Annotated in this window: 22 protein-coding genes; 3 read left to right on the top strand and 19 right to left on the bottom strand. The window is 61.6% G+C overall.

Going from position 1 to position 16,928, the window contains the following annotated elements:
• Positions 1-44 precede the first annotated feature (44 nt).
• From CSQ93_RS18070 to CSQ93_RS18060, 3 genes are all read left to right on the top strand, one after another.
• On the top strand, positions 45-533 hold the full coding sequence (locus tag CSQ93_RS18070) for a hypothetical protein (protein WP_099379219.1): 489 nt from the start codon (positions 45-47) through the stop codon (positions 531-533).
• Positions 534-702: 169 nt separating this feature from the next.
• Positions 703-2,562, top strand: coding sequence for a DUF885 domain-containing protein (locus tag CSQ93_RS18065; RefSeq protein WP_099379292.1), 1,860 nt, complete (start codon positions 703-705; stop codon positions 2,560-2,562).
• A gap of 172 nt (positions 2,563-2,734) precedes the next feature.
• A complete protein-coding gene (locus CSQ93_RS18060; RefSeq protein WP_099379218.1) occupies positions 2,735-3,115 on the top strand; it encodes a hypothetical protein in 381 nt (126 codons plus the stop codon).
• 84 nt (positions 3,116-3,199) lie between these two features.
• Here the strand turns inward: CSQ93_RS18060 and tatC are convergent, their stop codons facing one another.
• From tatC to CSQ93_RS17965, 19 genes are all read right to left on the bottom strand, one after another.
• Positions 3,200-3,955: a twin-arginine translocase subunit TatC gene (tatC, locus tag CSQ93_RS18055; protein ID WP_099379217.1), complete on the bottom strand. Its 756-nt coding sequence runs from the start codon at positions 3,953-3,955 to the stop codon at positions 3,200-3,202.
• Positions 3,952-4,485 carry a Sec-independent protein translocase protein TatB gene (gene tatB / locus CSQ93_RS18050; RefSeq protein WP_099379216.1) on the bottom strand — a complete coding sequence of 178 codons (534 nt, stop codon included), beginning with the start codon at positions 4,483-4,485 and terminating at the stop codon, positions 3,952-3,954. Before tatB ends, tatC begins: the two co-directional genes overlap by 4 nt.
• Positions 4,486-4,533: 48 nt before the next feature.
• A complete protein-coding gene (gene tatA / locus CSQ93_RS18045; RefSeq protein ID WP_034780931.1) occupies positions 4,534-4,770 on the bottom strand; it encodes a Sec-independent protein translocase subunit TatA in 237 nt (78 codons plus the stop codon).
• Positions 4,771-4,850: 80 nt separating this feature from the next.
• Entirely contained in the window at positions 4,851-5,222 is a 372-nt protein-coding gene (locus CSQ93_RS18040) for a histidine triad nucleotide-binding protein (protein WP_099379215.1), read from the bottom strand.
• 15 nt (positions 5,223-5,237) lie between these two features.
• The gene (locus CSQ93_RS18035) at positions 5,238-5,609 is read right to left on the bottom strand and encodes a phosphoribosyl-ATP diphosphatase (protein ID WP_034753849.1); all 372 of its coding nucleotides are present in this window, start codon (positions 5,607-5,609) and stop codon (positions 5,238-5,240) included.
• Positions 5,606-6,043: a phosphoribosyl-AMP cyclohydrolase gene (gene hisI, locus CSQ93_RS18030; protein ID WP_034753847.1), complete on the bottom strand. Its 438-nt coding sequence runs from the start codon at positions 6,041-6,043 to the stop codon at positions 5,606-5,608. Before hisI ends, CSQ93_RS18035 begins: the two co-directional genes overlap by 4 nt.
• A gap of 34 nt (positions 6,044-6,077) precedes the next feature.
• Positions 6,078-6,839, bottom strand: a complete 762-nt coding sequence (hisF, locus tag CSQ93_RS18025) for an imidazole glycerol phosphate synthase subunit HisF (RefSeq protein ID WP_034753845.1) — start codon at positions 6,837-6,839, stop codon at positions 6,078-6,080.
• A 60-nt stretch (positions 6,840-6,899) separates the two neighbouring features.
• Entirely contained in the window at positions 6,900-7,673 is a 774-nt protein-coding gene (gene hisA / locus CSQ93_RS18020) for a 1-(5-phosphoribosyl)-5-[(5-phosphoribosylamino)methylideneamino]imidazole-4-carboxamide isomerase (RefSeq protein ID WP_070219639.1), read from the bottom strand.
• Between the two features lie 54 nt (positions 7,674-7,727).
• Positions 7,728-8,366, bottom strand: coding sequence for an imidazole glycerol phosphate synthase subunit HisH (hisH, locus tag CSQ93_RS18015; protein ID WP_099379214.1), 639 nt, complete (start codon positions 8,364-8,366; stop codon positions 7,728-7,730).
• Positions 8,367-8,401: 35 nt separating this feature from the next.
• A complete protein-coding gene (gene hisB / locus CSQ93_RS18010; RefSeq protein WP_010402123.1) occupies positions 8,402-8,992 on the bottom strand; it encodes an imidazoleglycerol-phosphate dehydratase HisB in 591 nt (196 codons plus the stop codon).
• A gap of 19 nt (positions 8,993-9,011) precedes the next feature.
• Positions 9,012-10,106, bottom strand: coding sequence for a histidinol-phosphate transaminase (gene hisC / locus CSQ93_RS18005; protein WP_099379213.1), 1,095 nt, complete (start codon positions 10,104-10,106; stop codon positions 9,012-9,014).
• A 22-nt stretch (positions 10,107-10,128) separates the two neighbouring features.
• Positions 10,129-11,070: a DNA-methyltransferase gene (locus CSQ93_RS18000; RefSeq protein ID WP_099379212.1), complete on the bottom strand. Its 942-nt coding sequence runs from the start codon at positions 11,068-11,070 to the stop codon at positions 10,129-10,131.
• Positions 11,067-12,392, bottom strand: coding sequence for a histidinol dehydrogenase (gene hisD / locus CSQ93_RS17995; RefSeq protein WP_099379211.1), 1,326 nt, complete (start codon positions 12,390-12,392; stop codon positions 11,067-11,069). The genes CSQ93_RS18000 and hisD overlap by 4 nt, the downstream gene beginning before the upstream one ends.
• 26 nt (positions 12,393-12,418) lie before the next feature.
• Entirely contained in the window at positions 12,419-13,099 is a 681-nt protein-coding gene (hisG, locus tag CSQ93_RS17990) for an ATP phosphoribosyltransferase (protein WP_099379210.1), read from the bottom strand.
• A 20-nt stretch (positions 13,100-13,119) separates the two neighbouring features.
• Positions 13,120-14,370, bottom strand: a complete 1,251-nt coding sequence (murA, locus tag CSQ93_RS17985; protein WP_035823107.1) for a UDP-N-acetylglucosamine 1-carboxyvinyltransferase — start codon at positions 14,368-14,370, stop codon at positions 13,120-13,122.
• A 4-nt stretch (positions 14,371-14,374) separates the two neighbouring features.
• Positions 14,375-14,611 (bottom strand): BolA family protein, encoded by a 237-nt coding sequence (locus CSQ93_RS17980; RefSeq protein WP_034753824.1) that lies wholly within the window; start codon positions 14,609-14,611, stop codon positions 14,375-14,377.
• A 58-nt stretch (positions 14,612-14,669) separates the two neighbouring features.
• Positions 14,670-15,431: an ABC transporter permease gene (locus CSQ93_RS17975; RefSeq protein ID WP_099379209.1), complete on the bottom strand. Its 762-nt coding sequence runs from the start codon at positions 15,429-15,431 to the stop codon at positions 14,670-14,672.
• Positions 15,428-16,345 (bottom strand): ABC transporter ATP-binding protein, encoded by a 918-nt coding sequence (locus CSQ93_RS17970; RefSeq protein WP_099379208.1) that lies wholly within the window; start codon positions 16,343-16,345, stop codon positions 15,428-15,430. Before CSQ93_RS17970 ends, CSQ93_RS17975 begins: the two co-directional genes overlap by 4 nt.
• Positions 16,346-16,556: 211 nt before the next feature.
• On the bottom strand, positions 16,557-16,904 hold the full coding sequence (locus tag CSQ93_RS17965) for an STAS domain-containing protein (protein WP_034780949.1): 348 nt from the start codon (positions 16,902-16,904) through the stop codon (positions 16,557-16,559).
• Between the last annotated feature and the right edge of the window lie 24 nt (positions 16,905-16,928).

The following is a 16,928-nucleotide window of genomic DNA, read 5'->3' as shown; positions in this document are numbered from 1 at the left end:
GCGTTCCATGCGATGATCCATTTTCCCTGTTGCTCTCCCACGCCATGACCGACTATATCGCCACCAGCGCCGGCCAGCGCGCCACTTTTTTGTGCGGCAAATCCTGGACCGCCTACGTCAGCACCTTCCTCATTGCCGTGCTGCTGTTTTTTGCCGCCCTGCCGCTGGCCTTCAAGTACAACGCGCGCGCCGCCTTCGTCGTGCTGATCGGCTCGGCCCTGATCGTCGGCTACCGCCTGCTGACGATACGCAGCTACCAACTGTACTACGACGAGGCGGGCGTGTGGCTGGCCTCAGGTATCTTGCCGTGGAAAAAGAAACTCACGGGCGTGAAATGGCGCGACATGGATGAAGCCGTCTATGAAACGAACTTCTGGAGCTGGCTGTTCCAGTCCTATACGGTGCGCGTCAGCCAGCGCTACACGCAAGATATCGAAATCCACGCCACCGGCATGGCGCGCGGCAAGGATGCCGTGGCGGCCATCAATGCGCACCATCAGGAACTGCTGCGCGGCAGCGCCATCGTCGTCTAGCGTCGCGCGCTTCCGGCGCAAAAAACTGCGCAGCGACGGCAATTAATGCTAATCTTTGGGCCGCCCAGGCAAGCAAGGCCAACCTTTCAATAGTTGTTTGTTACTTATATTATCAGTTTATTATTTTCTGATGAGGACAAACGGCAAAATATTCAAGAGATAAACTATGCTGATAAAAAATAAAGTTGCGCTCGCCGCATTGATGATGGCGTTTACCCTGACACCGGCCAGCGCCGCCAAGAAGCCGCAGAAAAACGGCAAGGCCAGCACCAGCAGCAGCAAGAAAAAAACCGTCGCCAAGAAGGCGGCCGTCGTCAGCGCCGCCACGGCAGCCACGGTCGCGGCCGTCGCCAGCGAGAACAGCAGCGACCGTTCCATGAATAACCTCAGCGGTCAGTTCCTCACGGCCCTGTGGCGCCTGGACCCGGAAAGCGCAATTTCCGTCGGCAAGTACGATGGCGCCGCCAACCTGAGCATTCCCGACGCGGCCAGCCGCCAGAAGCAACTGGCTTTCATCGAAGAATGGCTGGGAAAGTTCGGCAAGCTGAATGCCAGCAAAATGTCGGACAAGCAACGTACCGACCTGGCCTTGCTGACGAATAAACTGCAATCGGACCGCTGGTACCTGACCACCTTCCGCGAATTCGAATGGAATCCCGCCCAGTACAACGTGGCCGGTTCCATCGACTTCATCCTGAACACGGAATATGCGGCCCAGCCGCAGCGCCTGCGCACCTTGCTCAAGCGCATCGCCACCGTGCCGCAATACTATGCGGCCGCGCGCGCCAGCATCGTCAATCCCACGCGCGAACACACGCAGCTGGCCATCGCCCAGAGCGCAGGCGTGCTCAGCGTGCTCGATGACTTGAACAAGACGGCACAGGGCTCGATCCTGACGCCGACGGAAAAACAGCTGTACAACGCGCGCATCGCCGCGGCCCGCACGGCCGTGCAAGGCTACGCGGCCTGGCTGACGGAACAGGATGCCGCGCTGGCGCAGAACGGCAACGCGCGCTCCTTCCGCATCGGCAAGGAGCTGTACGAACAGAAATTTGCCTACGATATCCAGGCCAGCGTGAGCGCCGAACAGATGTACCAGAAGGCCCTGGCCGCGCGCGAAAAGTTGCTTGAGCACATGGACAGCCTGTCCGACGAGCTGTGGGCGAAAACCATGGGCGCCACGGCCAAGCCGGCGGACCGCACGGCGAAGATCGGCATGGTGATTGACAAGCTCTCCAGCAACCACGTGGCGGCCGCCGATTTCGTGCCGGAAATCCGTCGCCAGATTCCCGAGCTGCAGGCATGGGTGACCAGCCACAACCTGCTGACGATGGATCCGAAAAAGCCCCTGGTCGTGCGTGAAACGCCCGCCTACCAGCGTGGCGTGGCCGGCGCCAGCATCGAAGCGCCCGGCCCGTACCGTCCGCAGGACCGCACCTATTACAACGTGACGCCGCTCGACGGCGAAACGCCGGAACAGGCGGAAAGCAGCTTGCGCGAATACAACCACTGGATCTTGCAGATCCTGAACATCCACGAAGCCATTCCCGGCCACTACACGCAGCTCGTCTACGCCAACAAGTCGCCGTCCTTGGTCAAGTCCATCTTCGGCAATGGCGCCATGATCGAAGGCTGGGCCGTGTATGGCGAGCGCATGATGCTCGAATCGGGCTATGGCAATAACGCGCCGGAAATGTGGCTGATGTACTCGAAGTGGAATTTGCGCAGCGTCACCAACACCATCCTCGACTACAGCGTGCACGTGCTGGGCATGACGGAAGCGCAGGCGCTCGACCTGCTGACGCGCCAGGCTTTCCAGACCCAGCGTGAAGCCAAGGAAAAATGGCGCCGCGTGCAGCTGAGTTCGGTGCAACTGACCAGCTATTTCAGCGGCTACAGCGAAATCATGGACTTGCGCGAACAGCGCAAGCAAGCGCTGGGCAACAAGTTCGTGCTGAAAGATTTCCACGAGCAATTCCTCAGCTACGGCAGCGCACCCGTGAAAGTCATCAAGGAACTGATGAATTAAGCGGTACGTCTTCCTACCTTGCAAAGGGCGCTGCGGCGCCCTTTTTGCATGCGTTTGCGCTGCCGCAAAGCACCGGCGTGCCGGTCCATTAAGCTCATGGGAAGGCAGGCGCCACCGTACTCCTCACTGGCAATTGCCGATTTTCCTGCTAGGCTGGATATCAGGAGCGTCTATGCATATGCCCATCCAGTTCGACACCCTCGATGACGCCAAACGCCTCGCCTCGGCCGGCGTGCCCACGCAGCAGGCGGAAGCCCATGCCACGGCGCTGGGTGAAGTACTGGGTTCGGCCGTGGTCGTGCATGGCGAGCTGGCGGCGCTGGAGCGCAATCTGCTGGGGGAAATCAAGCTGGTGGCGCAAAAGGTCGATACCAGAGTGGATGCGCTGGAACTGAAATTCGATACCAAAATAGATGCCCTGGAGCAAAAATTCGACGCCCGCCTGGAACGCCTGGACTTGCGCCATGGCGCCGACATGAAACACGTCTACTGGATGATGAGCACCCTGATCCCGCTCAACCTGGGCATCCTCAGCAAACTGATGCTGCAGTAAGCATTCACCAACTTCCCTGATGATAAAAAAGCCGCTGCTCCCGAAGGAGGTCAGCGGCTTTTGCTTGCGAGTATTGTAGACCGTCTAGGACGCTTCTTCCGGCGCCTGGGTTGCCTTGACGAAGATGGGCGCCACCAGCAGGCCCAGCTCGAACAACAGGCACATCGGGATGGCCAGCGAGAACTGACTGACCACGTCCGGCGGCGTGACGATGGCGGCAATCACGAAGGCGCCGACGATGATGTAGGGACGCACTTCCTTGAGTTTCGCGATGGAAACCAGCCCCATGCGCACGAGGATCACCACCACCACGGGCACCTCGAAGGTGGCGCCAAAGGCCAGGCACATCGACATGACGAAATCGAGGTAGTTTTCGATATCGGGCGTTACCGCGATCGACGATGGCGAAAAGTCGCTGATGAAGTGGAAGACGCGGCCAAACACAAAGAAATAGCAGAAGGCCACGCCGGCGATGAACAGCAGGGACGACGAAATGACCAGCGGCGCGATCAGGCGCTTTTCATGCGTGTACAGGCCGGGGGCAATAAACGCCCACATCTGGTACAGCACCCAGGGCAAGGCGACGATGAAGGCGATCACCAGGGTCACTTTCATCGGCACCAGGAACGGCGAGATGACGCCGGTGGCGATCATTTTCGAGCCGGCCGGCAGCGAGGCGATCATCGGCGCCGCAATAAAATCGTAGATATGCGAAGGGCCGGGCCAGTAAAACAGCACGGCGCAGACGACGGCGATGCCGATCGAGGCCTTGACCAGGCGGTTGCGCAGCTCGACCAGATGCGAGATAAAAGTTTCTTCCACCGGGGATTTGCTACTCATGAGTAAAAGGAGGAGGAGCTGGCGCGCGGACGGAAGCGCGCCACGCGGGCGGCGGCCGACTGCACGTGCAGCTTGCCGCCATGGCGCTGCTTGTACCAGCCAGGGATGGCGGAATTGCGCACCAGCTTCTTGCGGCGGAATTCGCGCGCCTTGCGGGCCAGGTCATCGTTGGTGGCGCGCAGCATGGCTTCATGGGCATCGTGATGCCCCTCATACGAGCTGGCATCGCCGCGCCAGGCGTTTTCCACCTCGGCCAGGTTGCCGGAGATCGAGTTTTCCACGCCATGCATGGATTTCTCCACGCTTTGCTTGACAGAATGGGCCGCATCCTGCACTTCCTTCTGCAGGTTTTTCAGCTCTTCCATTTCAATTTCGCGCGAAACTTCGGATTTCACCTGGTTCAGATAGCGTTGCGCGCGGCCATACAGGGTACCGGCCATGCGCGCCACTCTCGGCAACTTTTCAGGGCCGATGACTATCAACGCAACCACGCCGATGATGGCGATTTTAGAGAGACCGAGATCGATCATAAGCGGACAAGGGCTGTTACCGGACGAGGCAAGCGCCCCGCCACGCTATCAGAACTTGCTTTTCTCTTTCGTTTCGACGTCGATGGTGCTTTTGTCGGCCACTTGCGATGGCGCAGCAGGAGGGGTATTGGCTGCCGGAGCGTCATCTTCGCCCTTGACGCCATCCTTGAAGCCTTTGACGGCCTTGCCGATATCACCGCCGATATTGCCCAGTTTCTTGGTGCCGAAGACCAGCATCACAATGACCAGAACGATCACCCAGTGCCAAATACTCAATGAACCCATCACATTCTCCTTGCGGGACGGTGCCCGAATAGCGTCGACCAATGCCGGTAGTATACACGTGAACCCGGCGCGCAGCGAAATCAGTGTTGACCGCGCCAGGGGCGGGGACCGCCGTACACATGCATGTGCAGGTGATACACCTCTTGCCCGCCGTTCGGGCCGCTGTTGATCATGGTCTTGAAGCCGCCGGCAGGCGTGCCATCGGCGTCATACGTGACGGCGCAGCCGAACTCGGCAGCGAGCTTCGGCGCCAGGCGCAGCAGCTTGCCCAGCATGTCCGTATGGCTGTCGTCGCAATCGGACAGGCTGGCCACGTGGCGCTTCGGGATCAACAGCAGGTGCACGGGGGCGGCCGGGTTGATGTCCTTGAAGGCCAGCAAGTCCTCGTCCTCATACACGATGGACGAAGGAATTTGTTTTGCAGCAATCTTGCAGAAAATACAGTTATCCACGCACGCTCCAGTAGGTCAGTGTTTGTCTGTTTCGCCGGCGTCGCGCAACTCATCCTTGCGTGCCGCCTTTTCTTCCAGGCCGGACAGGCCTTCGCGGCGCGCCAGCTCGTCGAGCACCTGCTGCGGCGTCAAGTCGAACTGCGCCAGCATCACCAAGCTGTGAAACCACAGGTCGGCGCATTCGTACAGGACCTTCGACGGGTCGTTGTCGCGGCGCGCATCCTTGGCGGCCATCACCGTTTCCGTGGCCTCTTCGCCGATTTTTTTCAAAATCGCATCGTCGCCCTTGGCAAACAGGCGCGCGACATACGAGGTGGCGGGGTCGCCGCCGTTGGCCAGCTTGCGCGATTCGATCACGGCGGCCAGGCGCTTCAGGGTTTCACTCATTTGCTCTTGCTTTCCGCGTAAATCGTCTCAGGGTCTTTCAGGACGGGGTCGGTGACTTGCCATTCACCCGTTTTCTCGTCGCCTTCGAATTTCTGGAAGAAGCACGAATGGCGGCCCGTATGGCAGGCGATGCCGCCCGCTTGCTCGATTTTCAGCAAGACCACGTCTTCATCACAATCGAGGCGGATTTCCAGCACCTTTTGCGTGTGGCCCGACTCTTCGCCCTTGTGCCACAGTTTCTTGCGCGAACGGCTCCAGTATACGGCTTCGCCCAGCTCCACCGTGCGCGCCAGCGCGTCGCGGTTCATCCAGGCGAACATCAGCACGTCATTGCTGCCCGCTTCCTGCGCAATCACGGGCACCAGGCCGTGCTCGTCCCATTTGACCTTTTTCAGCCACTTGGCATTGCTTGCTACGATGGTTCCGTTTTGCATGTTCTTCTATCCTGCCTATATTTACTGCTGATATTTACGCCAGACGCATGGGAATGCCCTGCTGCGCCATGAACCGCTTGGCTTCCTGCACCGTGTGCTGGCCATAATGGAAGATGCTGGCGGCCAGCACGGCGTCCGCGCGGCCCACCTTGATGCCATCGACCAGGTCCTGCAAGCCGCCCACGCCGCCCGAGGCGATCACGGGAATGCTGACGGCGTCGGACACGCCGCGCGTCAGGCCAAGGTCGAAGCCGACCTTGGTGCCGTCGCGGTCCATGCTGGTGAGCAAGATCTCTCCGGCGCCCAGGCTTTCCATTTTACGCGCCCATTCGAAGGCGTCCAGGCCGGTGGCCGTGCGTCCGCCATGGGTAAACACTTCCCATTTGCCGGGCGACACCTGCTTGGCGTCGATGGCGACGACGATGCATTGCGAGCCGTGCTTTTGCGAGGCTTCGTACACCAGTTGCGGATTCGTCACGGCCGAGGTGTTGATGCTGACCTTGTCGGCGCCCGCGTTGAGCAGCCGGCGCACGTCTTCCACCACGCGCACGCCGCCGCCCACGGTCAGCGGAATGAACACTTGCGACGCGACGGCTTCGATGATGTCGAAGATCAGGCCACGGTTGTCGCTCGAGGCAGTAATGTCGAGGAAAGTGATTTCGTCGGCGCCCTGCTCATCATAGCGGCGGGCAATTTCCACCGGGTCGCCGGCGTCGCGCAATTCCGTGAAATTGACACCTTTGACAACGCGGCCATTGGTCACGTCGAGGCAGGGGATGATACGTTTTGCAAGCATGATGGTATCCAGATTGTCGCCTGGCCAGGGCATGCACGCGCACGCCCTGGCCAGGCAGGCTTAAACGGCGGCGTCGGTCAGTTCGTCGGCGCGTTCCTGCGCCTGCGCCAGGTCGATCGTGCCTTCATAGATGGAACGGCCGCAGATCACGCCTTCGATACCTTCGGCCTGGACCGCGCACAGCGCTTCCACGTCGCCGATATTGTGCAGGCCGCCCGAGGCGATGACGGGGATCTTGACGGCTTGCGCCAGCTTGACGGTGGCCTCGATATTGATGCCGCCCATCATGCCGTCGCGGCCGATGTCCGTGTAGATGATCGATTCGACGCCGTAGGCTTCGAATTTTTTCGCCAGGTCGATCACTTCGTGGCCCGACATCTTGCTCCAGCCATCCGTTGCCACTTTGCCATCTTTTGCATCGAGGCCGACGATGATGTGGCCCGGGAAGGCGCCGCAGGCGTCGTGCAGGAAGCCGGGGCTTTTCACGGCCGCCGTGCCGATGATGATGTAGGTGATGCCGGCGTCGAGGTAGCGCTCGATGGTGTCGAGGTCACGGATGCCGCCGCCCAGCTGCACGGGGATTTCCTCGATGTCATTTTCCACGGCGAAATCTTGCACCGCCTTCAGGATGGCCTTGACGGCGCCTTCGTTCTTCGGCTTGCCGGCAAAAGCGCCATTCAGGTCGACCAAATGCAGCCGGCGCGCGCCTTGCATCAGCCAATGGCGGGCCATCTCGGCCGGGTCTTCGGAAAATACGGTGGCAAGTTCCATATCGCCTTGTTTCAGGCGTACGCAGTGACCGTCTTTCAGGTCGATGGCGGGAATAAGCAGCATGGTCAGTGTGGTCTAGAGTGAGTGAGAGGCGGAAAAAAAGCCGGAGAGCTAACGTTAAGGTTGCCAGTGAACGAAGTTCTTGTACAGCTGCAAGCCAGCGGCAGCGCTTTTTTCAGGGTGAAACTGTGTCGCGAAAATATTATCACGGGCGACGGCGCAGGCGAACGGCGCGCCATAGACAGTCTCGCCCACCGTGTGCGCCGCCTCTTGAGGTTGAGCAAAATAACTGTGCACAAAGTAAAAATACGCGTTGTCGGCGATGCCATCCCACATGACATGGGACGCCGTTTGCCGCACCTGGTTCCAGCCCATTTGCGGCACCTTGAAGCGCGAGCCGTCTTCCTGCACCTGGCCGTCGAGCTGGAAGCGCACGACTTTGCCTGGCAGCAAGCCCAGACCGGCCGCATTGCCCTCTTCGCTGCCGTCGAACAGCATTTGCTCGCCGATGCACACGCCCAGCACGGGCTTGCTGTCGGCGGCGCGCAACAGCGCCTCCAGTACACCTGATTCGCGCAGGCTGCGCATGCAGTCGGGCATGGCGCCCTGGCCCGGCAAGACGATGCGGTCGGCGCTGTCGATGTCTTGCGCCAGTCCGGAAATGCGCACGTCGGCTTCCGGCGCTACGGCACGCAAGGCCTGCGCCACCGAGCGCAAATTACCCATGCCGTAATCCACCACCACAATTTTATTCATGTTTGATCTCGGAATCTACAGTGGTTCGCGGGCGCTTACAGGCTGCCCTTGGTCGATGGAATGATGCCGGCCGCGCGCTCGTCGAGCTCGGCAGCCATACGCAGCGCGCGGCCAAAGGCCTTGAACACGGTTTCGCACTGATGGTGGGCATTCGTGCCGCGCAAGTTGTCGATATGCAATGTCACGCCCGCATGGTTGACGAAGCCGCGGAAAAATTCCAGGGTCAGGTCGACGTCGAAGCCGGCGATCATGGCGCGCGTAAACGGGATGTGGTATTCGATGCCCGGGCGGCCCGAGAAATCGAGCACCACGCGCGACAGCGCCTCGTCCAGCGGCACATACGCGTGGCCGTAGCGGCGGATGCCCTTCTTGTCGCCGATAGCCTTGGCTACGGCCATGCCCAAGGTGATGCCCACGTCTTCCACCGTATGGTGATTGTCGATATGCACGTCGCCCGTCGCTTCGATATCCAGGTCGATCAAGCCGTGGCGGGCGATCTGGTCCAGCATATGGTCGAGGAAGGGCACACCGGTGTTCAGCTTTTGCTGGCCCGTGCCATCCAGGTTGAGGGCGACGCGAACTTGCGTCTCATTGGTGTTGCGCGTGATTTCTGCGGTGCGGTTCATGGGAGGCTCTGGCGATAGGCTAAACGAGGGATGCCTTGAAGGCATCGTAAAAAAGGGAATTTTCTTCCGGGGTGCTGACGCTGATGCGCAGGCAATTGGCCAGCGCAGCATGCATTTTACTCATATTTTTAATTAAAACCCTGCGGGCAAGCAGTTTTGCGCAAACATCGTCGGAATCAGCCACACGAATCAAAAGAAAATTTGCCTTCGAGGGGAAGACCGTTACGCCCGGCAATTCCGCCAGGCGCAGCGCCAGATCGTCGCGAGCGCTGTTGAGCAAATCCGCCTGGGCATTCAACACATCGAGGTGTTCGAGCGCGAATTCGGCCGCCGCCTGGGTCAGCACGTTCACATTGTACGGCGGGCGCACTTTTTCAAATTGCGCCAGCAGGGCCGGCGCGGCCGACATGTAGCCGAGGCGGATGCCGGCCAGGCCCAGTTTCGACACGGTGCGCATCACCACCAGGTTTTCATATTCGGGCAAACGGCCCATGAAGCTGTGCTGCGCGAACGGTTCATACGCTTCGTCGACGACGGCGATGCCCGTGTCGCCGAGGGCCGCCAGGATGCGCTCGATGTCGCCAGTGGCAAACAGGTTGCCCGTCGGGTTGTTCGGATACGCAAGGAAGACCAGCGCCGGGCGATGCTGTTCGATCGCCGCCAGCATGGCCGGCATGTCCAGGCTGAAGTCCGCCTGCAAAGGCACGCCGACAAAATCCATGCCGGCAAACTGCGCCGAGCGCGCATACATGACGAAGGCCGGCACGGGCGCCAGCAGCACGGCGCGCTGGCCAGGCTCCTGGCGGGCGCACGCCATGGCCAGGATGGAAATGAGTTCATCGGAGCCATTGCCCAGCATGACGTCGTAACCGGCGGGCACGCCGAGTCTGGCGCAAATGGCCGCCTGCAGGCTGGCGTAGGACGGCGGATAGCGGTTCAGCGCCACGCCGGCCAGGCGCGCGCCCAGTTCCTCGCGCAGCTGCGGCGGCAGCGGATACGGGTTTTCCATCGCATCGAGTTTGATGTAACCGCTGGCATCGGCTACCTGGTAGCTTTTGACGGCCCGCACATCGGAGCGCACGGTGTTGCTGATTAACTGATCGAGGAAAGACATGCTGCAAACACTCCTGATGAAATTAAATGACGACGTCTTCCGGCACGGCGGCGCTGCGCGCCTTGCGGGCCGGTGCTTTTTTCACGGCGGGCGGCTTTTTCACGGCAGCCGGCTTCTTGGCAGCCGTCGGTTTCTTTGCTGCCGCCCTGGCGGGCTTGGACGCGGCCAATGTGGCCGGTGCGGCCAGCTCCTGCGTCAGCGCCGCCAGCCGTTGTTCGATGATGGCGCAGTAGTCGGGGTTCAGTTCAAAGCCGACGAAATCGCGCCCGCAACGCTTCGCCGCCAGGGCCGTGGTGCCGCTGCCCATGAACAGGTCGAGCACCACGCCGCCGGGCGGGCACGACGCCTTGAGCATGCGCTCGATGATTTCGAGCGGCTTTTGCGTCGGGTGGTCGGCCCGCTCCGGATGTTCCTTGTGCAGGCGCGACACGCTCCACAAGTCTTTCGGGTTGTAGCCCACTTCCAGCCATTTCGCGCCGATGAAGATCGAGCGCGAACGGGCTTTCTTGGTAGCCGCGTCGTAGGCGATGCGCACCGCGTCAAGGTCGAAGTAGTAATCCTTGCGCTTGACGAAGAAGCCGATGGTGTCGTGCACCGATGAAAAGCTGCGCACGCTGCCGCCCATGGACGGCACGCGGCGGTCCCAGATGATTTCATTCATCATCGCCATGCGCTGCTTCAGCATGACGAAGATCTCCGGCGAATAGCGCCAGGTCAGAAAGATGTACAGGCTGCCGTTGGCTTTCAGCTTGGGCAGCGCCGCATCGATCCACTGTTCCGTCCAGCGCAGGTAGTCGGCCACCGACTGCTGGTCCGAGGCATTGCCGTAATCCTTGCCCAGGTTGTACGGCGGATCCGTCAGGATCAGGTCCACCGAGCCATCGGGAATGCGCGCCAGCCCCGCCAGCGCATCTTCGCAATAGACCCGGTTGACCCAGTCCGGCTGCTCCGCCAACTTCGTCATGGCTGCGGCTTCAGGCGCAGTTCGGCGCTGCGCGCGTGCGCCTGCAAGCCTTCGCCATACGCCAGCGTGGCGGCGACACGGCCCAGGGTTTGCGCACCCGCTTCACTGACGTAAATGATGGAGGAGCGCTTCTGGAAGTCGTACACGCCCAGCGGCGACGAAAAGCGCGCCGTGCGCGACGTTGGCAGCACGTGATTGGGACCGCAGCAATAGTCGCCCAGCGACTCGGACGAAAAGCGGCCCAGGAACATGGCGCCCGCGTGGCGGATCTGCTCGGCCCACTGCTGCGGGTTGTCCGCCGAGATTTCCAGGTGTTCCGCGGCGATGCTGTTGGCGATCTCGCACGCTTCTTCCATGCTGCGCACCTTGATCAGCGCGCCCCTGTCCTGCAGCGAGGTGCTGATGGTGGCCTGGCGCGGCATCGTCGGCAGCAGCTTGGCGATGCTCTCTTCGACTTGCGCGATGTAATCGGCGTCCGGGCACAGCAGAATCGCCTGCGCCAGTTCGTCGTGCTCGGCCTGCGAAAACAGGTCCATCGCCACCCAGTCGGGGTCCGTCGTGCCGTCGCACAGCACGAGAATTTCCGACGGCCCGGCGATCATGTCGATGCCGACGATACCGAACACGCGGCGCTTGGCGGCAGCCACATAGGCGTTGCCGGGGCCGACGATCTTATCCACGGCGGCGATCGTCTGCGTGCCATACGCCAGCGCGCCGACAGCTTGCGCACCGCCGATGGTGATCACGCGCGTCACGCCGGCGATTGCGGCGGCGGCCAGCACCATCTGGTTTTTCACGCCATCGGGCGTCGGCACCACCATGATGATCTCGCCCACGCCCGCCACGTGCGCGGGAATGGCGTTCATCAGCACGGACGATGGATACGCTGCCTTGCCGCCCGGGACGTAGATGCCGACCCGGTCCAGCGGCGTGATCTTCTGTCCCAGCACAGTGCCATCGGGCTCGGTGTAGCTAAAGCCGCGCAATTCCTCGCGCTGGCGTTCGTGGAAGGCGCGGATGCGCTGCGCGGCGATCTGCAGCGCCTCGCGCTGGGCCGACGGCAAGCCGTTCAGGGCTGCCTGCAATTCGGCTTGCGAAATATCAAACGCCGCCATTTCCGCCGCGCCGCCATGCGGGATGCGGTCGAAAAGGTTGGTGTATTCCAGTACGGCGGCATCGCCGCGCGTTTTCACATCGGCCAGGATTTTTGCGACCGACGTTTCAATCGCTGCATCGGTGCCCGCCTCGAACGCCAGCAAGGTGTCGAGCGATTGTTGGAAACCATCCTGGCTTGAATCGAGCTTGCGTATCTGTATCGGCATAATCGGCTTTCTGCTACTGAATAAGTCTAGGCTTGCGAATTAGTTTGCGAAGCGCGTTCAAACGCCTCGATGATCGGCTGCAAGCGCTCGCGCTTGAGCTTGAGCGCAGCCTGGTTGACCACCAGGCGCGACGAAATTTCCATGATGTGCTCGACCTCGACGAGGTTGTTCGCGCGCAAAGTGCTGCCCGTGCTGACCAGGTCGACGATGGCGTCGGACAGGCCGACCAGCGGCGCCAGCTCCATCGAGCCATACAGCTTGATCAGGTCGACGTGCACGCCCTTGGCGGCGAAATGCTCGCGCGCCGTGTGCACGAACTTGGTGGCCACGCGCAAGCGCGCGCCCTGGTGCACGGCCTTTTCGTAGTCAAAACCGGCCTGCACCGCCACCGACATGCGGCAGGCGGCGATATTCAGGTCGATCGGCTGGTACAGGCCTTCGCCGCCGTGTTCGAGCAAGACATCCTTGCCCGCCACGCCGAAATCGGCCGCGCCGTACTGCACGTAGGTCGGCACGTCGCTGGCGCGCACGATGATGACGCGCACGTTCGGATCGTTGGTGGCCAAAATCAGCTTGCGCGAAGTCTCCGGGTTTTCCAGCACCTTGATGCCGGCCGCTTCCAGCAGCGGCATGGTGTCCTCAAAAATGCGGCCCTTCGAGAGCGCCAGGATCAGCTGGGAGCTGTCACCGTTGTTCGATCCGTTCATGCTCGTTCCTTTTCTTGTTTTTACTTGATGCGCACGATGTTCGCGCCGACGGCCGACAATTTCACTTCCATGCGGTCGTAGCCGCGGTCGAGGTGATAGATGCGGTCGATCAGCGTTTCGCCATCGGCGGCCAGGGCCGCGATCACCAGCGACGCCGAAGCGCGCAGGTCGGTCGCCATCACGGGCGCGCCGCGCAGCTGCTTGACGCCGGCGATGATGGCCGTGTTGCCTTCGATGGTGATGTCGGCGCCCAGGCGGTTCATTTCCTGCACGTGCATGAAGCGGTTCTCGAAAATCGTCTCGGTAACGCGGCTGGCGCCGTTGGCAATCGTGTTCACGGCCATGAACTGCGCCTGCATGTCGGTCGGGAAGCCCGGGTATTCGGTGGTGCGGAAGCTGACGGGGTTCGGACGGGCCGACATCTCGGCACGGATCCAGTCGGCGCCGAAGGTCATCGTCAGGCCCATGGCGCGCAGCTTGTCGAGCGCCGCGTCGAGGATATCGGTGCGCACATTGCGCAGGGTGATATCGCCGCCCGTGGCCGCCACGGCGCACAGGAAGGTGCCCGTTTCGATACGGTCGGCGATCACCGCGTGCGAGGCGCCGTGCAGGGCGTCCACGCCCTGGATCACCAGGCGACTGGTGCCGATGCCGTCGATCTTCGCGCCCATGGCCACCAGCAGGTGCGCCAGGTCGGTTACTTCCGGTTCGCAGGCGGCGTTTTCCAGGATGGTCTCGCCTTCGGCCAGGGTCGCGGCCATCAGCAGATTCTCGGTGCCGGTGACGGTGATCATGTCGGTGACGATGCGCGCGCCTTTCAGCTTGGCGCACTTGGCGTAGATGTAACCCGCTTCGATGCGGATCTCGGCGCCCAGCGCCTCCAGGCCCTTGATATGCTGGTCGACGGGACGCGAACCGATGGCGCAGCCGCCCGGCAAGGACACCTTGGCTTCGCCGAAGCGCGCCAGCAGGGGACCGAGCACGAGGATCGAGGCGCGCATGGTTTTCACCAGTTCGTACGGCGCTTCCAGGGTATCGATGGCGCTGCCGTTGAGGAGCACGCGGTCGCCGTCCTGCTGCACTTTCAGGCCCGTCTGGCCCAGCAGTTTCAACATGGTGGCCACGTCGTGCAGATGCGGCACGTTCGTCAGGTCCAGGTCGCCCGCAGTCAGCAGACCCGCGCACAGGATGGGCAGGGCGGCGTTCTTCGCGCCGGAGATGGCGATGTCGCCGTTCAGGCGGTTGCCGCCGTTGATGAGGAGCTTGTCCATGTGCTTATCCTTGGAATTCTTCAGGTGTCAGGGTTTTCATCGACAGCGCGTGGATTTCTTCGCGCATGCGGTCGCCCAGCGCCGCGTAGACGATCTGGTGGCGCTGGATCAGACGCTTGCCGGCAAACGCGGGCGAAACGATCACGGCCTGGAAGTGCTGGCCATCGCCCTCCACTTCGAGGTGCGTGCATTCGAGGCCGGCCGACAGGTAGCCGTGGATCAGTTCTGGAGTGGTGGTCACGATAAGTCCTTGATATTGAATAATGTAGTGATGTGATATGCCGCAATCAGTGGCGCAATTAGTGGCGCAAACGATAGCCGCTCTTCAGCAGGCGAATCGATGCCAGCGCCAGGATCACGAGGAAGCCGGCGACGATGGAAAGACTGAGCCACGGGCTGACGTCGGACACGCCGAAGAAGCCGTAGCGGAAGCCGTCGATCATGTAGAAGAAGGGATTCAAATGCGACACCGTCTGCCAGAACGGCGGCAGCGAATGGATCGAATAGAACACGCCCGACAAAAAGGTGGCCGGCATGATCAGGAAGTTCTGGAAGGCGGCCAACTGGTCGAATTTTTCAGCCCAGATGCCGGCGATCAGGCCCATGGTGCCCAGCATGGCGGCGCCCAGGAAGGCGAAGACGACGATCCACAGCGGCGCGACAAACGACAGGTCGGCGAACCAGCACGTGATGGCGAAGACGCCAAAGCCCACGGCCAGGCCGCGCGCGACGGAAGCAAGTACATACGCCGAGAAGATTTCCCAGTGCGACAGGGGCGTCAGCAGCACGAACACCAGGTTGCCCGTGATCTTGGACTGGATCAGCGAGGACGAGGAATTGGCGAACGCGTTTTGCAGCACGCTCATCATCACCAGGCCGGGAATCAGAAAGGCCGTGTAGCTGACGCCGGGGCTCGGCTCCACGCGGCCGTCGAGCACATGGCCGAACACCAGCAGGTACAGCATCGACGTGAGCACGGGCGCGGCCACGGTTTGCGTCGCCACTTTCCAGAAGCGCAGCGTCTCTTTGTAGACGAGGGTGCGAAATCCTGTCGAAATCATACGGTACCTTTATCCATGATCTGCAAGAAGATATCTTCCAGGTCGGCTTGTTGCAATTGCATTTCATCGATCTCGGCGCCCGCTTCGCGCAGGCGGGCGAGGATTTTCTCGACTTCGCTGTATTCGTTGACGCGCAGGCTGAACTTGTTCGGCGCCTGCTGTTCTTCCGGGTGCAGCACCAGGTGCTGCAGGTCGGCCGGCAGGGCGCCGTGTTTCAGGTGCACCTGCAGCTGCGAGCCGGCGATGCGACGGATCAGGGCCGACATGGTGTCGAGCGCCACCACCTTGCCGGTTTTCAGCATGGCGACGCGCTGGCACATGGCTTGCGCCTCTTCCAGGTAGTGGGTGGTCAGGACGACCGTGTGGCCGCCTTCTCGGTTCAGGCGCGAAATGAACTTCCACAGGGTCTGGCGCAGTTCCACGTCGACGCCGGCCGTCGGCTCATCGAGCACGATGACGGGCGGCTTGTGCACCAGCGCCTGGGCCACGAGCACGCGGCGCTTCATGCCGCCGGACAGCGCGCGCATATTCGTGTCGGCCTTGCCGGTCAGGTCGAGGTTTTCCATGACCTCGTCGATCCACTTGTCGTTGTTCGGCAAGCCGAAGTAACCGGATTGCAGGCGCAGGGTTTCGCGCACGGTGAAAAACGGGTCGAACACCAGTTCCTGCGGCACCACGCCCAGGTTGCGGCGCGCATTGCGGAAGTCCGTGACCACGTCGTGGCCATGGATCTTGACGGTGCCCGCGTCGGGACGTATCAGGCCGGCGATGATGGAAATGAGGGTGGTCTTGCCGGCGCCGTTCGGGCCGAGCAGGCCGAAAAATTCGCCCTCCTCGATGGCCAGCGACACGCCGCCCAGCGCCTTGAGCGATTTATAGCTCTTTTCTACATTCGTGATTTGAATTGCGGTCATGTGCTTGTTTCAAGTGTAATGCGTCTGGTGTGATGCGCCAGTTGCCGGAGACATCCAGGCCGGCAGGCCGGTGCAGGGCGCCGCCTTCAGGCGAGGACGGCGCAACAGTCAATTATAGTTGGAAAATTCGTGGAACACTTGGAGATCAATCCGGCGGCGCTGCTGGCCTGCCGGCTTGAAAGCTACTGCTGATGCGGGGAGTGGGACAGGATCAATGATGATGCAGGTCGGACGGGCTGCGTTCGGCGTGGCCGCCGGCGCTGGCGCAGTCGTCGGCGCTCAGGGTGCTCGAAACGAGCGAGCACACGCCATACAGCTTGGTGAGGTTTTTCAGGTTGTTCGGCAGGTTTTTCAGCTCCAGCACGCCGCCGGCATCCTGCGCGGCGCGTTGCCACGTCAGCATGACGGAGACGGCTGCCGAATCGACGGCCTTGACGTTGCGCAAGTCAAACTTCGTCTGACCCGAGCGAATGGCGTCCAGACCCTGCTCCAATGCCGAAGTGGCATTGTGCACGGTCAGGGAAGTCAGGGACTGCAAGGTGTCGAGAGAGTCTGGCATGGCGTCGGGCTGCGCTGGTCTGGA

It is taken from the genome of Janthinobacterium sp. BJB426 (assembly GCF_002735705.1).
GTDB lineage: Bacteria > Pseudomonadota > Gammaproteobacteria > Burkholderiales > Burkholderiaceae_D > Janthinobacterium.
The sequence above is the reverse complement of the archived record's forward strand: the minus strand, read 5'-3'. Positions and strand labels throughout refer to the sequence as shown.

Bases quoted from the DNA above. Each gene is read 5' to 3' on its own strand.
- CSQ93_RS17975 (WP_099379209.1), bottom strand. From the start codon at position 15,431: ATGATTTCGACAGGATTTCGCACCCTCGTCTACAAAGAGACGCTGCGC.
- hisF (WP_034753845.1), bottom strand. From the start codon at position 6,839: ATGCTTGCAAAACGTATCATCCCCTGCCTCGACGTGACCAATGGCCGC.
- hisC (WP_099379213.1), bottom strand. From the start codon at position 10,106: ATGTCTTTCCTCGATCAGTTAATCAGCAACACCGTGCGCTCCGATGTG.
- hisA (WP_070219639.1), bottom strand. From the start codon at position 7,673: ATGCTGCTTATTCCCGCCATCGACCTGAAAGACGGTCACTGCGTACGC.
- hisH (WP_099379214.1), bottom strand. From the start codon at position 8,366: ATGAATAAAATTGTGGTGGTGGATTACGGCATGGGTAATTTGCGCTCG.
- murA (WP_035823107.1), bottom strand. From the start codon at position 14,370: ATGGACAAGCTCCTCATCAACGGCGGCAACCGCCTGAACGGCGACATC.
- hisB (WP_010402123.1), bottom strand. From the start codon at position 8,992: ATGAACCGCACCGCAGAAATCACGCGCAACACCAATGAGACGCAAGTT.
- tatA (WP_034780931.1), bottom strand. From the start codon at position 4,770: ATGGGTTCATTGAGTATTTGGCACTGGGTGATCGTTCTGGTCATTGTG.
- tatC (WP_099379217.1), bottom strand. From the start codon at position 3,955: ATGAGTAGCAAATCCCCGGTGGAAGAAACTTTTATCTCGCATCTGGTC.
- CSQ93_RS18060 (WP_099379218.1), top strand. From the start codon at position 2,735: ATGCATATGCCCATCCAGTTCGACACCCTCGATGACGCCAAACGCCTC.
- CSQ93_RS18035 (WP_034753849.1), bottom strand. From the start codon at position 5,609: ATGAGTGAAACCCTGAAGCGCCTGGCCGCCGTGATCGAATCGCGCAAG.
- hisG (WP_099379210.1), bottom strand. From the start codon at position 13,099: ATGAACGGATCGAACAACGGTGACAGCTCCCAGCTGATCCTGGCGCTC.
- CSQ93_RS17965 (WP_034780949.1), bottom strand. From the start codon at position 16,904: ATGCCAGACTCTCTCGACACCTTGCAGTCCCTGACTTCCCTGACCGTG.
- tatB (WP_099379216.1), bottom strand. From the start codon at position 4,485: ATGATCGATCTCGGTCTCTCTAAAATCGCCATCATCGGCGTGGTTGCG.
- CSQ93_RS17970 (WP_099379208.1), bottom strand. From the start codon at position 16,345: ATGACCGCAATTCAAATCACGAATGTAGAAAAGAGCTATAAATCGCTC.
- CSQ93_RS18000 (WP_099379212.1), bottom strand. From the start codon at position 11,070: ATGACGAAGTTGGCGGAGCAGCCGGACTGGGTCAACCGGGTCTATTGC.
- CSQ93_RS18070 (WP_099379219.1), top strand. From the start codon at position 45: ATGACCGACTATATCGCCACCAGCGCCGGCCAGCGCGCCACTTTTTTG.
- hisI (WP_034753847.1), bottom strand. From the start codon at position 6,043: ATGCAAAACGGAACCATCGTAGCAAGCAATGCCAAGTGGCTGAAAAAG.
- hisD (WP_099379211.1), bottom strand. From the start codon at position 12,392: ATGCCGATACAGATACGCAAGCTCGATTCAAGCCAGGATGGTTTCCAA.